The organism is Streptomyces actinomycinicus (genome assembly GCF_016741775.1).
In the GTDB taxonomy this organism is placed as follows: domain Bacteria; phylum Actinomycetota; class Actinomycetes; order Streptomycetales; family Streptomycetaceae; genus Streptomyces; species Streptomyces actinomycinicus.
Window position 1 is genome coordinate 117,193 of record NZ_JAERRK010000023.1, and the last position, 14,758, is coordinate 131,950.

Below are 14,758 nucleotides of genomic sequence, written 5' to 3' on the forward strand. Positions count from 1 at the left end.
CCGAGGGTTGCTCCGAGCATGTCGGTGATCAGTACGCCCTCGCCCCCTCTCCGGTCATCACTCCACTCCTACCCCTCCGCGGCCCAGGTGGCCTGCGCCGGACACCGACGCGGACCTCCGGGAGCCTGGCCGGGAGCCAACCAGTACCCCTCCTGACGCGCGCGCGATGAGTTGCGGGCATCGGCGGCTCGCCCCCCGCAGTTTCCACGTGACCGGCCCGCAAGCGCTCGCTCCGAGTGAGCTGGGGGTGGCCAAGCTCGCCGCCCAGGAATGACGAACCGACAGGTCGCCCATCCCGCGGCGAACTCGCACGGTCCGGGCTTCAGTACCCTGCTCAGTCAGCCCGCGGGAGGGGGCCGCCCGGTTCCCCCGGAGCCGGGAAGCGGCCCGTGGAGCGCAGCACCCAGCGGCGTTCGGCGTAGGCCAGGTCGTCCCGCCACAGGCGGCCCGCGGCGTAGCGGATCACCGGACGCAGCAGGGGGGCCGCCCGGCGCGCGGCGGTGAACCCGGGACGGCCGGAGGTCGCCAGGACCGCCTCTACGACTGCCGTACGCGGCCTGCCCCGGGCGTCGGCTCCGAGCGGTGTCGCATGGGTCTCCACGACGGAGCCCTCGCCCTCCCCGTCGGTGATGCGCATGACGACAGTGCGCGGTCCGGGGGCCGTGAACACGGCGCGGACGGGGACGACGAGTCTGCCGGCGATCTTGAAGGAGACATCGACCACGAACGCGTCGTCGCCCTCGCGTCGGCCGGGGACGTCCACGACGGTGAGGTCGACGAAGGAGTAGGGGTGGAACCAGGACCCGTGCCAGGGATCGAGGCGGTTGGCGACCACGTCTTCCGGCTCGCAGACACCGGTCGTCATGTGCACGGCTGCCAGTGCGCCGGCCGCGGCCGGACGGGGCGGCACCAGTGGCTGGTCGGTGGGCCCCTCGCCCCCGGCGCGGTCGAGCCGTACCCACAGCAGCACCCCGTCGTCATGGGCGGGCCAGGGTTCCCAGCCGGCGAAGGGCCTGCCGTCCAGGGCCAGTCCATGCCAGTGGCAGAACAGGGTGCCGCAGTGCACCCGGCTGTCGGCCAGGGGTGCGCCCAGGTGAGGACAGACACCGGGCCCGGCGGCGATGCCGCCGTGCGCGTCGCGCCAGAGCACCGTCTCTTCACCGGCGACGGTGCGGGCCAGCGGCCGGTCCGGTCGCAGGTCCCGGGACGGGCCGACGACGTACCAGTTGCCGGTCGGCCGGCCCTGCGCCCGCCTCAGGACGTCGGCGATCAGCGCGGGCCGGGCCATGGACCAGGTCGGGTGCTGACGGTGCCAGGCGACGGGGTGCCGTCGCAGTCGCAGGGGCAGACGGGTACGCCGTGGCGCAGGAGGGAACGTCACCTGGCCTCCTTCCGGGCGGGGGACGGCCGGGGGGACGCGGCGGGGGCGCCGGCGGGCCTGCGACGGGCGGCGAGGCGGGCCGCGGTCACCCGCAGCAGGCCGTCGCCGGCGACGAGCGCGCGGCGCCTGCGGGGCACCACCGCGCGGCGGTGCAGTACCGCCCAGTCATCGGCGGCCACGGCCTCCAGGATGCCGCCGTACAGAACGAAGGCCGTGCGGATGCACGGCCGGGTGACGGGGTCGAGCATCGACACTCCCGGGGCAGCACGCCGGTAGGCGGCACGGGTGAGGGCTGCGAACGCGCGCAGCGCCGCGGTGACCCGGTGGTCGGCGGCGTTCGCATCCCGGCAGCGGCACAGCAGCTCCCGGTCGACGCCGTGCGCGGCGAGCAGGTCCTGCGGCAGGTAGATCCGGCCGCGGTCGAGGTCCTCGCCGACGTCCCGCAGGAAGTTGGTCAGCTGGAAGGCGACGCCCAGTTCGGCCGCGTAGGGCGCGGCCTCCTCACGGGGCACGACGGTGCCGAGGACGGGGAGCATCTGAAGGCCGATCACCGCTGCCGATCCGTGCATGTAGGCACGCAGCTCGCCGTAGTCGGCGTACTCGCTGACGGTCAGGTCGCTGCGCATGGAGGCGAGGAAGTCGGTGAAGTGGCGGTGGTCGATGGCGTAGCGGCTGCTGGTGTCGGCCAGAGCGGCGACCACCGGCGCGGTGCTCCGGGCGCCCGCGAGACCGCGTGCCAGGTCGTCGCTCAGCCTGTCCAGGGCGGCGGTCCGCCTCGGTCTCTCGTCGGCGTCGTGCGTGCCGGCGCCGCCCGGCGCGTCGACGATGTCGTCGGCCCAGCGGGCGAAGCCGTACAGAGCGTGCACGGCGGGACGCCGGTCCGGGGGCAGCAGACGGGTGGCGAGGAAGTAGGTGCGGCCGTGCCGGGCGTTCAGCTCCCGGCAGTGTGCGTAGGCGGCGCGCAGGCGCGGGTCGCGGATGCCGGCAGCGTCCAGTTCGCGGGCGGTCACGGGCGTGCTTCCTCCACGTTGCGGCGGCGGTTTCGGCCGGAGACGGCTCGGGGCCGGGGTCTGCCGGTGATGCGCGCGGCGGCCAGCTTCCCCGACAGCAGCACGGGCGGCACTCCCACGCCGGGCGTGGTGCCGCAGCCGGCCAGCACGGCGTTGGCCGTCCCGCGCACGAGGTTGCGCGGGCGGAAGGGCCCGGTCTGGGCGAAGGTGTGCGCGGCGGAGAACGGCGTTCCCGCCGCGTGACCCTGCGCGCTCCAGTCGGCGGGCGTCACCAGGCACTCCTCCTGGATGGCCGACGCGATGCCGGCAAGGCCCCGGCGGTCGAGTTCGCGCAGCAGGCTGTCGCGGTAGCGCACGGTGAGCCCGGACCAGTCGGCGGCGCCCGGGCCGATGTCGGTGTTGGGGCAGGGAGCGAGGACGTAGTGCAGGTGGCGGCCCGGCGGGGCCAGGCCGGGATCGGTCGCGGTGGGCCGGGTGATGAGCAGGGAGGGGTCGCTCATCAGCTCGCCGGTGCGGGTCAGTTCACGGAAGGTGTGCCGCCACGCGTGTCCGAAGGACAGGGTGTGGTGGGCCAGCTCCGGCCAGGTACGGTCGCAACCGGCGTGCAGGAGCACCGCGGACGGGGCGTGCCGCAGCCGCACCGCGCGGCGCGGCGCGCGGCCCAGCAGGCGGTAGGACACCGGCAGGTCGGGGGTGAGGACGACGGCGTCGCAGGCGATGCGCTGATCGTCGGTCACCACGGCGGTGACGCGCTCCCCGGCGCGTTCCAGACGGGTCACCCGTTGTCGGTAGCGGAACTCGGCCCCGGCCGCGGCTGCGACGTCGGCCATCGCCCGGGGCAGGGCGTACATGCCCCCGCGCGGGAAGTACACCCCGGCAACGGTGTCCATGTAGGCGATCACCGCGTAGGCGGCCAGTGCCCGCTCGGGCGGGACGCCGGCGTACAGGGCCTGGAAGGAGAAGACGCGGCGCAGCCGTTCGTCGCGCAGGTGGCGGGCGATGTGCGCCTCCCAGCGGCCGAAGCCGCCGAGTGCGCCGAGGCGCAGCAGGTCGGGGGTGAGAAGCCGCACCGGCGAGTCGAAGTCGGCGTCGAGGAAGCGGCTCCGCTCGACCTGGTACAGACGGCCCAGCCAGTGCCGCAGGCGGCGGTACCCGGCGGCGTCGGCGCTTCCGGCGAACCGTTCGATCTCCGCCTCCATCGCCCCGGCGTCGGTGTGCACGTCGAGGACGCTGCCGTCGGCGAAGCGCGCCCGGTAGGCGGGGTGCAGCGCGATGAGTTCGACGTGGTCGCGCAGCGAGGCTCCGACCGCGGCGAACGCCTCGTCGGCGATGTCCGGCATGGTGAGCACGGTCGGTCCGGTGTCGATCAGGTAGCCGCCGAGTTCCAGTCGTCCGGCCCGTCCGCCGGGCCGCGGGTCGCGTTCGACGACGGTGACGCGCCGGCCGGCGCCGAGCAGGTGCAAGGCGGCGGACAGACCGGCGAGACCGGCGCCGACCACCACGACGTGGTCGGTGCGTCCCGGGATCCGGCGGGTCACCGGCCCGCCTCCGTTCGCGCAGCGGCCGGGACGGCGGCCGGTGGTCGGCTCGGCTCGGGCAGCGGGCCGGAGGCACCGGTGATCTCGGTCAGCAGGGCACACAGCCGGGCAGCCGCTCCCGGCTCCAGAGCCGCGGTGCTGAGTTCGCGCAGGCACTGACGGGTCAGTCGGGTGATCTTCGCCTCCACCAGTTCGCGGGCTCCCGTGGCGGTGATGACCTCCCGCACCTCGACCAGTTCGCTCTCGGTCAGACCGGCGCGGCCCACCGTCCGCTCCAGCAGGCCGAGCACATACCGGTCACCGGCGGCCGTGGCGAGGGCACGGGCGACTGCCAGCGGATACGTGGGCTTGCCCTCGCGTACGTCCCCGCCGGACGGCTTGCCGGTGACCTCGGGGTCGGCGAACAGGTCGTCCAGGTCGTCCCGCAGCTGGAAGGCGAGGCCCGCCCTGCGCCCGGCGCGGCACAGCGTCCCCGTGGTGGCGGGGTCGGCTCCGGCCAGGACCGCGCCCAGCTCCAGCGGCCGTTCCACCGTGTACCGGGCACTTTTGAGGCAGGCGGCGCGAATCGAGTGGGTCACGGTGCGCACGGAGGTGGCCTGGCCCTGCACGTCGAGGTACTGGCCGGCCGCCAACTCGGTGCGCAGGGCCCGCCAGGCCCCGTTCAACCGGCGTGCGCTGTCGTGCGGAAGCCCGGCGTCCAGCAGCAGGCCCGCCAGCGCGTCGTCCGCCCAGACCAGGGCCAGGTCCCCGGCGAGCACCGCGGCGGACGTACCGAGTGCGTGCGCGGCGGCCTGCGACGTCGCTGCGGCGTACTGATCGGCCACGTCGGTGTGCAGGGACGGTGTGCCGCGGCGGCTGGGTGCCCGGTCCATGAGGTCGTCCTGGACGAGGGCGCAGGTCTGGACGAGTTCGAGGGCCGCCGCCGCCCCCAGCGTCGCGCGTACCTGGGCGGGATTCCCTCCGCCGCAGGCGCGCAGGGACCACCACATGAGCCGGGGGCGGATCCGGCGTCCGCCGCGCCGGGTGAAGCCCGCCACCCGTTCGGCGATGTCGTGGGCGAACACCGCGTCCAACTCGTGGCAGCCGGCGAGGCGGTCGGCGAGGAGCGCCCGCAGTTCCCGGCCGACGGCACCCGCGACATCGGCGTCCACTTCGGATGCGTCGCACGGGCCGGCCGGCTCCCTGACTCCCTCGTGGCGGGCCACGGCGGGTGGCCTGTGCGGTGAGTCCGTCGTGAGACCACGGACCGCCCGGATGGAACCCATCGCGGATCCTCTCGCCGTATGCGGGGGCTACGCCCCGAACCTGTTCCTGTCGCGCCGGTGCTGCGTTGTCACACATTCCGCGCCGGTCGCCCTGTCGGATGCGCCGTTCGGTGGAGATGCCGGCGCCATGGGTACGCGGGCGTCCGACACGCTCCCGGCTGCATCCGCCGCGAGCGGCGGCCGGGAAGACTGACGGCAGGAGGGACCGGCCTGGGAAGGGAGCCGCCGTGCACGTCACCTCGGACGTCGCCGTCGTGGGCGCAGGGGCCGCCGGGCTCTCGCTGGCCCTGCGGCTGGCACGGCCGCCTGCGGGCGCCCGCCGGGTGACGGCGGTGCTGCTGGCGGCACCGCCGGGCCCATTCCGGGCGCCGGAGCGCACCTGGTGCTACTGGGAGGCTGGAACGGGGCCGTACGACGGGGCGCTCACCGCCTCATGGCAGCGGCTGCGCGTGCGCAGCGGTGACGGGCGAACGGTGGACGCCGCCATCACGCCCCTGCACTACAAGATGCTGCGCTCCCCCGCCTTCGAGGAACTGGCCGGCGAAGTGATCGCCGACAGCCCGCACATGACGGCCGTTCCGGCCCTGGTCGAACGGGTCGAGTCCGCGCCGGGCAACGTGCTGGTGCACGCCCGGCGGGCCGACGGCGGCCGGGTGACCGTGCGCGCCCGCTGGGTGTTCGACTCCCGCCCGCCAGTGCGCCTGCCGCCGGCCCGCACGACGCTGCTGCAGCACTTCCGAGGGTGGTTCGTCCGCACCCGCCGGCCGGTGTTCGATCCGGCCACCGTGGAGTTCATGGATTTCCGCACTCCGCAACCCGCCCACGGGCTGTCGTTCGGCTACGTCCTGCCCACCACCCCGCGAGAGGCGCTGGTCGAGTACACGGAGTTCTCCCGCCGCACACTCGGCTCGGAGGCGTACGACCACGCGTTGCGGCACTACATCGGCCGCGTCCTGGACGCCGGGGACCACGAGGTCACCGCATGCGAGCAGGGCGTCATTCCGATGACGGACGCGGACTTTCCCCGGCAGACCGCCGCCCGCGTATTCCGGATCGGGGCCGCGGCGGGCGCCACCCGGCCCTCGACCGGCTACACCTTCAGCGCCGTGCAGCGCCAGACCGACGCCGTGGCCGCCGCGCTCCACGCAGGCCGCCACCCCCTGCCCCCGCGCGCCCACTCGGCCCGCTCCCGACTCATGGACGCGGTTCTGCTCCACGCCCTCGACCACGGCCGGGTCGACGGGCCGGCCTTTTTCACCAGGTTGTTCACTCACGTGCCCGCGCACCGGCTCCTGCGTTTCCTGGACGGGCGCACCAGCCTTCCGGAGGATCTGTCCATCGGCCTGCACGTCCCCGTCGCAGCGATGCTCGGCTCGGCTCTCGCCCTGCCTTTCACCCCACGCGGAAACAGCCCGACCGCTTGACTCCCGGAGCCCATGACCCGTTACGGAGAGGCATGCCCCTGCTACGCGACGCCGACCTGACAGCCGCTTTCGACCATGCCGCCCGCAGCTATGACACCCTCGTGGCGGCCAATCCCGGCTACCACGCCCACCTGCGCCGCTCCGCCCGGCGCCTGTGCCTGCCCGGCGATGGCCGGGGCCTGAACCTGCTGGACCTCGGCTGCGGCACGGGCGCCTCGACGGCGGCGCTGGCCGCCGTGCTGCCCGGCGCGGAGATCACGGCCGTCGACGCTTCGCCCGGCATGCTGCGCCGTGCGGCCCGCCGGCCGTGGCCACGGCCGGTGCGTTTCGTGCACGCGCCGGTTGAACATCTGGCCGACGCCGGGGTGACGGGCCCGTTCGACGCCGTCTTCGCCGCCTACCTGCTACGCAACACCGCCGATCCGGACGCCGTGCTCGCCTCCGCACTCCGGCTGCTCGCGCCGCACGGCCGGCTGGCGGTGCACGAATACGCGTTGAGCGGACGGGCGGCGCACCGGGCGGTGTGGAACGCGGTGTGCGGCGGACTCGTCCTGCCAGTCGCCGCGCTGCTCGGCGACGGAGCGCTCTACCGGCATCTGCGGCGCAGTGTCATCGCCTTCGACACGGCCGAACAGCTCGGGGAGCGCGTGCGGCGGGCCGGGTTCGAACGGGTGCGGGTCCTGCCCCTGCCGGGCTGGCAGACGGGCATCACCCACACCGTCGTGGCGCGCCGCCCGTCCGCCGGCACCGGCGAGGTGCTGCGATGACCGGGCCAGGTCCGCGTTCCGCCGACGGAACCCGCCCACCCCGACCCGGCCGGGACCGGCTGGCTCGTCTGCTGCCCGCACCGCCGGGCGCCGACCGTGCCGCAGGGACCGGCACACCGCACGTCGCGGTCGTCGGCGGCGGCATCGCGGGACTGACCGCGGCCACCGCTCTGGCCGAACGCGGCGTACGCGTCACCCTGTACGAGCGCGAGGCCCAGCTCGGCGGGCGGCTGACCGGATGGCCCACACGGCTGGCCGACGGTACGACGGTGACGATGAGCCGGGGCTTTCACGCCTTCTTCCGGCAGTACTACAACCTGCGCGCCCTCTTGCGCCGCACCGACCCGGGCCTGTGCCGCCTGACCGGCCTGCCCGATTACCGCTTGCAGCACGGCAGTGGCCGGCAGGACAGCTTCCGGCACGTGCCGCGCACTCCGCCGTGGAGCGCGCTCGGATTCGTAGCACTGAGCCCGTCGTTCTCCCTGGGGGATGTGGCCCGGATGCACGCCCGCTCGGCACTGCCGCTCCTCGACGTGCGGGTACCCGCGGTCTACGACCGTCTCGACCAGGTCAGCGCGTACGACTTCCTGGAAGCCATCGGTTTCCCGGCGGCGGCGCGGCACCTTGCCTTCGAGGTCTTCTCCCGCAGCTTCTTCGCCGATCCCCGGCAGCTGTCGGCCGCGGAGATGGCGCTGATGTTCCACATCTATTTCCTCGGCTCGGCCGAGGGCCTGCTCTTCGACGTGCCCAGGGAGCCGTTTCCGCAGGCACTGTGGGACCCCCTCGCCGGCCGCCTGCACCGACTCGGCGTGCGCATGCGCACCGGCACCGCGGTGGAGGGCGTCTCCGTCCAGCCCACGGGTGGCTTCGTCGTGTCCGCCGCGAGCGGCGAGGAAACGTACGACGCCGTGCTGCTCGCCCTCGACCCTTCGGCGCTGCGCTCACTGGTGGCCCGCTCCAGCGGTCTCGGTGACGACGAGTGGCGTGAGCGCGTGGCGCGGCTGCGCACGGCTCCGCCCTTCCTCGTGTCCCGCCTCTGGCTGGACTCGCCCGTGCGTGCGGACCGGCCGGGGTTCCTCGGGACCGGCGGATACGGCGCCTTGGACAACGTCAGTGTGCTCAGCGACTGGGAAGGCGAGGCCGCCCGTTGGGCCGCCCGTACCGGCGGATCGGTCGTGGAACTGCACGCCTACGCCCTTCCCGAAAGCGCCGACAGGGCTGTCACCCAGAAGAAGCTCCTTGACGAACTCCATCGCCTCTACCCGGAGACCCGTCGGGCCCGGGTGGTGGACGCTCGCCATGAATGGCGGGCCGACTGCCCCCTGTTCCCGGTCGGCGGACACGCCGACCGCCCCCGTGTGCGCACTCCCACGCCCGGCCTGGTGCTCGCCGGTGACGTCGTCCGTACCGACCTGCCGGTGGCTCTGATGGAACGGGCGTCCACCAGCGGTTTCCTCGCCGCCAACACCCTGTTGCGCCGCTGGGGGCTGCAAGGCCATGCCCTGTGGACGGTGCCCGGCCGGGGCCGGTCGGCCCTGCTGCGATGGGCGGCGGCGCGCCTCGGGTGATGACCGGCCGAGCACATGCGAACAGGAAGGGACCCTCTGACCCCGCGTATTCGTCGGCGGCGGACGGCGGGCGCGGTCGCAGCCGGCCGATGAGTTTCCGGCGGTTGTGCGGTCTACCCGTCGACGAAGGGAGCGCACCATGCGCAAGGTCATCGTTTGCACGTTCCTGACGCTGGACGGCGTCATGCAGGCGCCGGGCGGTCCGGACGAGGACGCCGAGTCGGGCTTCGAGCACGGCGGCTGGCAGAAACCGGTGACGGACGACGAGGTCGGCACGGCCATCGCCGGTTGGTACGAGCACTCCGACGCGATGCTGCTCGGCCGCAAGACGTACGAGATCTTCGCGGCGTACTGGCCGACCGCCGATCCCGGCAACCCGTTCACCGATCGGATGAACAGCATGCACAAGTACGTGGCGTCTCGGAGCCTGGCAGCCGTCGAGTGGCGGAATTCCACGCTGCTGGCGGGCGACGTCGTCGATGCCGTACGCGAGCTGAAGGCGTCCGACGGCGGCAACATCAACGTCGTCGGCAGCGCCGACCTCGCCCAGACCCTCATGCGGCACGATCTCGTCGACGAGTACCGGCTGACCATCCACCCGGTGATCATCGGCACCGGCAAACGGCTGTTCGCCGACGGAGCGATCCCCACTGCGCTGGAGCCGGTCAGCGTCTCGACGACGAAGGGCGGCACCATCGTCGGCGTCTACCGGCCGAATGGTAAGCCCAGCTACGACACCTACTAGCCGCTGCGCGGCTCGTGACCTGCCGCCTTCTCGGCGCGTTCCGGGGCCCTCCAGTGTCTGGGGGGCCGCCTTCGCCGGGGTGGGCGGACACCGACGCCAGGGCGGCCTCCCTGCGCATGGTCCCGTGTGTCTGAGCGAGCGGATACGCCCTTGCTGGGTGAAGCTGAAGACGTGAGCTTCAGAAGCGAGCACCCGGTGAGCGCCGAGCAGATCAGCGCAGCGCTGGCCGCTCTGGCGGCCGAGCCGGCGGCGGACCCGGAGAAGCGGCCCGAGGGGCCGCAGGAAGGAGACCGCCTGCACCTGCTGGGCAGTCTGCTGGCGAAAACGGAACTCGAGATCACCGCCGCGACCCGCCTGACGGAGGAAGAGGAGATCGAGGACGTCCTCGAGACGCTGCTCGGCTGGGGGGAACAGCTGGGAGCAGACCACGACCTCGCGGTCAACGTCCTGACGAACCGACTGCATCGCACCGCCTTGCAGGTCTCCGAACCCGAGGCGGAAGAACTGCCCCCCGGCCGAGAGGCCGCCTACGCCGCCGTCATGACAGCGGTGTACACACTCAGCGCCCAGCTGCACGCGGAGCGTGAGGACGCGGAGGGAACCCGGCACGCTCTGAGCGGGGCGGAAGAGGCCCTCATCGACATCCTGCAAGGCATGCATGACCTGCGCGTCGCCATCGGTGACGCGCCGGGGCCGGAGGACGAGGCCGACAACAGCTGACCCGTGCGGCACAGTCCACGCCGGAGCGGCTGCCGCCATGCCCGGCCAAGCGTCCACCGCACCACCGGCCAGCCCGGCGAACGAGCCGGTTGGCACTCCGCCGCGGGCTTCGAGGTGTCCTTCACTCTCGCCCCGCAGCACACACTCTCCCCCCGCAGCACACCACCGGCCGGTACCAGGGCGTCTTCGGCCTTGGCGCCGGCCTTGCCGAGGCCCTCGGCCCAGGACCGGGGGGCTCAGCGATGCCCGAGCCCCACCCGGGCGGAACACAACGATGCCTGGGTCGAAGGGGCGGCACTCATGCGGAAGGACGACTGCAGGTGATCCGTCACCCGTGTATGTCCTCGGCCGGGTCCTCGGTCTTGGTCCGTGCGGCAACCCACAGGGCGATCTGCGTGCGCGACCGCATGCCCAGCTTGTCGCGCACCTTGTCCAGGTGCGTGGCGACCGTATGTGCCGAAAGACCGAGCACATCAGCGATCTGACGGTTGGTCAGCCCGTTGGTGACGAGCCGGGCCACCATGAACTCCCTTCCGGTGAGCATGGGCCGGTCGCCGACGGCCTCCACGGCGTCCGCCGTAGTCCGGTCGTCGTCGCTCCTCGTCCGCAGCGCGTACGCCACAAGCCGGTCCCCGCGCAGCCGACGGCCGCCCCGGACAGCCGCCTCCCGAGCGGCCACCGGGAGTCCTGCCCTGGCACGAGCCACCGTTCGTTCCACCTGGCGCCGCCACGGAGCCTCGGACACCGTGTCGAGCCGGCGGCGTGCCTGTGCACTCGCCTCGTACAGCACGAGGGCTCGCCGCATGTCGCCGCTCTCGGCGGCTACGAGGGCCAGGCCCTCCACCGGGTAGAGCGCGTGACGACTTGTGCCGGGGACGATCCGCAGTACCTCGGCGAACAGCGCCTCGGCACTTCCCAGATGCCCCAGAGCCAGCCGCACGGCGCCCGCTGTGTGCAAGGCGGCCGCGGTCCGGCTCCACGGGGCGTGTGCCCTGAGCACGGGCAGGCAGCGGGACATGAGATCGTCGGCTTCCAGTTCCCCGCCCGCTTGGAGCAGCGCCCAGGCCAGGTGATGGGTGCACCACGCGGTGTCCTGGGGTGTGCCCAGCGTGGCGACGACGTCCAGGCATTCGCGCAAGTCGGCAACGGCCGCTCCGAATTCACCGCGGCACAACCGCGCCGCGGCCCGCGCATCCAAGGCATTGGCAAGTCCGGCGGGGTGATCGCGCGTGCGCTCCATGGCCACCGCCCGCTCGCCGAGGCGCAGTGCCTGTGCCGGGTCGGCCCGCTGGCTGGCTACGCGCGCGGCAAGCGCTGGTACCGCCCCGCCGAGCGCCCGGCCGCCGGCTTCCCGCAGCAGGCCCGCCAGCAGCGCGCGGGCGGCTGACGGCTGTTCCTGCTCGTAGTGGACGCGCGCCAGTTCCAGCTCCAGCCGTGGGAACGAGGCACCGCCAGGGACGGTGGTGCCCGCCAGAGCCGCTGCGAGGTTGTCCCGTTCCTCGGCCAGCGGGCTGCCGGCCTGGTCGGGGAACACCTCGTCGCGGGCCCGGTCGGCCAGCCCGTGCAGCCACTCGAGGAGTCGGCGCCTGGTGGTGTGCAGTTCGCCGGATGCGCGCAGCGACCCCAGGGCGTAGGCGCGGATGGCGCTGAGCTGTCTGAAACGTGCGGTCTCCGCCTCGGAGAGGCGTGTGATCAGGGACTTGGCCTCCAGGGAACACAGGATGCCGAGTATCTGCGCCGGTGCGATGCCGGCACCGGCGCAGACCGCCCGCGCCAAGGCCACGTCGAACCCGCCGACGAGGACCGCAAGACGCCGGAAGACCGCCTGTTCGGCCGGATCGAGCAGGCGGTGGCTCCAGTCGATCGCGGCGGCAAGCTCACTGTGACGCCCGGGCCCGGTCCGGTGTCCGCCTGTCAGGAGGGACAGCGAAGACATCTGGTCGCCCAGTCCTGCCAGGATGTCACCCAGCGGAAGAGTTCCAGCCCGGCGGGCCGCCAGCTCGACGGCGAGCGTAAGGCCGTCCAGCTTGCGGCAGATCTCGGCGACCGTCCGGCCGTTGCCGCGGTGGAGCGTGAATCCCGGTGAGCAACTCGCGGCACGTTCGACGAACAGCCGGACGGCGTCTGCCCGCAGGAGGACGACCGGGTCGTCCACGGCGTCGGCCGGCGGCAGCGACAGCTCGCCGACCCGGAACACCGTCTCGCCGGGTACCCGCAGGGCCTCTCGACTGGTGGCCAGGATCCGGAGGCGAGGGCAGTGACTCAGCAGGGCCGCGACCAGTCGGGCGCACGGCTCGGCCAGGTGCTCGCAGTTGTCCAGGATCAGCAGCCGACGGCCGTCCCCGATCGCGTGGACCAGAACGTCGACACCGGATCGTCCCGCTCGTTCGCCCACGGACAGCGCGGCGGCCACGGACTGTGCGAGCGCAGCGCCGTCCTGCAGCGCATCGAGTTCGACCAGGTCGACCCGCCCGTAGCGGCCGGGCAAACCATGGGCGAACTCCAGCGCCAACCGTGTCTTGCCGACTCCGCCGGCGCCGGTCAAGGTCAGCAGCCGCGACGTCCTCAGCAGGGTGCGCAGTCGCGACAGCTCAGCCCGTCGGCCCACGAAGGAGTCGAGGGCCCGTCGCGGACAGCGGGCCTGGGCCGTCGCGGAGACATCACTCTGCGGGGGCGGAGACGCAGCCGTCTGCCCACGGCGGGATTTCCGGCGCGCCGAGCGTTGCCTGAACGCCCGTTGTCTGCATGCGTCGGAGCAGTAGCGAGCCGGTCGGCCCCGGCGCGGTCCACCGGTCAGTGGAGCACCGCACGACTCGCATGTCATGTCACCGTCATCCCCGATTCCCGGCCGTCCATTCCCCTCGACGAAGTCCTCGAGTCCGTCGCCCTCACTTCGCACGCAGTGCGGCCGGGAATCAACTCGGGCGCCGCTGAAACGGCGTACGTTCTTCCTGCTGTCCCGGTTCATGCGACGACCCATTCGCACACGCGGCGACAAGCGGCACAGTGGGCTCGCCTACCGCGTTGCGGCGGCAGCCGGCCTCGCTGCGGCGGACCGGCTACCGCTCGGCCGGGAGCGTCAGGGGACGGCATCGGGATCGATGCCGAGCACGACGGTGCCGATCACTCCCTTGCCGAGGTCGCTTCCGATCTGCGTAAGGGTCAGCAGGGTGGAGGACCCGCCGTTGCGGTAGATGCCGTCCCTGGCGTTGAGCGTGCGGGTGGCCGTGTTGCTCCGGTAGGGGGCCAAGGTGGCGATCCTGCTGTTGTACGTCTCCGGAAAGTAGAGCTGGCCGGTGTGGGAGACGTGCCCTCCGTGGTATCTGCCGTCGGTGACAGTGCCGCCGACATGTGTTTTGACGTGGATGTGGAGGGCACGGCCGACGTACCAGCCAGGGTAGACGGTGGTGAACTCCGCGACGCCGGTGGAGTCGGTCAGTTGTACGCCGCGCAGAAAGGTCGTGTCCGGGGTGGAGCCGCCTGCCACGTATCCGGAGTAGACGCCGAGAGCGTCGCAGTGCCAGACGTCGACCGCCGTGCCGGGCAGCGCAGAGCAGGTCGTGGTGTCGATCACCTTCACGCGGAGGGTGAGAGGCACGCCGGGCTTGCCCTCGGTGACGTTCTTGCGCACGGTCTCCAGGTCCAGGTAGTAGGGCCCCTCCGTCTGCTCGGGCGTGAGGACGCAGTCGGCGGCCGGCCGGGGCTGGGCAGCGCTGTTCCCGTCGGTGGTGGCGGTCGCGTGCCCGGCCGTCAGCCCCAGAGCGGCCGCTCCGAGGGTCGCACCGCCGAGGGCGGCCATGACGGTTCTGCGGGTTGCGCCGGCCGGCCCGTCGGACGGCCCGGGGCCGCGCTCGCGTCCTGCGGAAGGGGGGCGGGGGGTGTCAGTCATGCCGTGAAGAATGACCCGTGCGGCGGCCCGTCGCATCGATCAGATGACCGGTGAATCGCACGCGTTACGAAACTCACCGCGCCGACGCCCGCCCGCTGCCGGGCGCGCCTCGGAGGATGGCTCTCAAAGAGGTCTAGCGCCCCTGACCTGGCATTTTGTATCGCAGTGAACCCTCGCGCAGGGGAAGCGTCCACTTTCCTTGACGTGACTGACGTGATGATGGCTGAATTCTGCCGCACCGGCGAACGTACACATCGGCCTTCACTCATGGGCACAGCGCAACCGGAAGGCCGGCGATCGGCGGGCAGCCGGTGGCGGTCGGCGTCGTCGCGGGCGACGCCATCGCCGGCGCGAAGTTGCTGCCGGAGTGTCGATCTTGAACATGCCCTGTCAGGACTGGCCCTGGTGCCGCGCAGTTCCGCACGAAAGGCTTCCCGATGCTGGTGTCGAG

At 72.8% G+C, this 14,758-nt stretch carries 11 protein-coding genes; 5 read left to right on the forward strand and 6 right to left on the reverse strand.

All coding sequences use genetic code 11. The annotated features are described in order from the left end of the window. Nucleotides 1-334: 334 nt before the first annotated feature. The 4 genes from JK359_RS32180 to JK359_RS32195 are packed head-to-tail and all read right to left on the reverse strand — an operon-like array spanning nt 335 to nt 5,080. The gene (locus JK359_RS32180; RefSeq protein WP_307788356.1) at nt 335-1,381 is read right to left on the reverse strand and encodes a DUF5914 domain-containing protein; all 1,047 of its coding nucleotides are present in this window, start codon (nt 1,379-1,381) and stop codon (nt 335-337) included. Beyond that, complete coding sequence (locus tag JK359_RS32185) at nt 1,378-2,391, reverse strand: phytoene/squalene synthase family protein (protein WP_201843117.1); 1,014 nt, start codon at nt 2,389-2,391, stop codon at nt 1,378-1,380. Before JK359_RS32185 ends, JK359_RS32180 begins: the two co-directional genes overlap by 4 nt. Then, nucleotides 2,388-3,929 carry a phytoene desaturase family protein gene (gene crtI, locus JK359_RS32190; RefSeq protein ID WP_201843118.1) on the reverse strand — a complete coding sequence of 514 codons (1,542 nt, stop codon included), beginning with the start codon at nt 3,927-3,929 and terminating at the stop codon, nt 2,388-2,390. The genes JK359_RS32185 and crtI overlap by 4 nt, the downstream gene beginning before the upstream one ends. Beyond that, nucleotides 3,926-5,080, reverse strand: a complete 1,155-nt coding sequence (locus tag JK359_RS32195) for a polyprenyl synthetase family protein (RefSeq protein ID WP_307788357.1) — start codon at nt 5,078-5,080, stop codon at nt 3,926-3,928. Before JK359_RS32195 ends, crtI begins: the two co-directional genes overlap by 4 nt. A gap of 341 nt (nt 5,081-5,421) precedes the next feature. Here JK359_RS32195 and JK359_RS32200 point away from each other — a divergent pair, with 341 nt between their 5' ends. The 5 genes from JK359_RS32200 (at nt 5,422) to JK359_RS32220 (ending at nt 10,418) form a co-directional block, all read left to right on the forward strand. Beyond that, a complete protein-coding gene (locus JK359_RS32200) occupies nt 5,422-6,618 on the forward strand; it encodes a lycopene cyclase family protein (RefSeq protein ID WP_307788358.1) in 1,197 nt (398 codons plus the stop codon). Nucleotides 6,619-6,650: 32 nt separating this feature from the next. Further along, on the forward strand, nt 6,651-7,385 hold the full coding sequence (locus JK359_RS32205; RefSeq protein WP_201843121.1) for a methyltransferase domain-containing protein: 735 nt from the start codon (nt 6,651-6,653) through the stop codon (nt 7,383-7,385). Further along, nucleotides 7,382-8,953, forward strand: coding sequence for an FAD-dependent oxidoreductase (locus JK359_RS32210; RefSeq protein ID WP_201843122.1), 1,572 nt, complete (start codon nt 7,382-7,384; stop codon nt 8,951-8,953). Before JK359_RS32205 ends, JK359_RS32210 begins: the two co-directional genes overlap by 4 nt. A 139-nt stretch (nt 8,954-9,092) precedes the next feature. Next, complete coding sequence (locus JK359_RS32215) at nt 9,093-9,698, forward strand: dihydrofolate reductase family protein (RefSeq protein ID WP_201843123.1); 606 nt, start codon at nt 9,093-9,095, stop codon at nt 9,696-9,698. 171 nt (nt 9,699-9,869) lie between these two features. Then, nucleotides 9,870-10,418 (forward strand): hypothetical protein, encoded by a 549-nt coding sequence (locus JK359_RS32220; protein WP_201843124.1) that lies wholly within the window; start codon nt 9,870-9,872, stop codon nt 10,416-10,418. 328 nt (nt 10,419-10,746) lie between these two features. On the opposite strand, the gene JK359_RS32225 is transcribed toward JK359_RS32220, so the two are convergent. Beyond that, nucleotides 10,747-13,026 carry an ATP-binding protein gene (locus JK359_RS32225; RefSeq protein ID WP_307788360.1) on the reverse strand — a complete coding sequence of 760 codons (2,280 nt, stop codon included), beginning with the start codon at nt 13,024-13,026 and terminating at the stop codon, nt 10,747-10,749. Between the two features lie 471 nt (nt 13,027-13,497). Then, nucleotides 13,498-14,307, reverse strand: a complete 810-nt coding sequence (locus tag JK359_RS32230) for an intradiol ring-cleavage dioxygenase (protein WP_236678769.1) — start codon at nt 14,305-14,307, stop codon at nt 13,498-13,500. Nucleotides 14,308-14,758: the final 451 nt, after the last annotated feature.

Excerpts from the sequence above, each read along its gene's own strand:
- JK359_RS32205 (WP_201843121.1), top strand. The coding sequence starts at position 6,651 with ATGCCCCTGCTACGCGACGCCGACCTGACAGCCGCTTTCGACCATGCC.
- JK359_RS32230 (WP_236678769.1), bottom strand. The coding sequence starts at position 14,307 with ATGACTGACACCCCCCGCCCCCCTTCCGCAGGACGCGAGCGCGGCCCC.
- JK359_RS32210 (WP_201843122.1), top strand. The coding sequence starts at position 7,382 with ATGACCGGGCCAGGTCCGCGTTCCGCCGACGGAACCCGCCCACCCCGA.
- JK359_RS32215 (WP_201843123.1), top strand. The coding sequence starts at position 9,093 with ATGCGCAAGGTCATCGTTTGCACGTTCCTGACGCTGGACGGCGTCATG.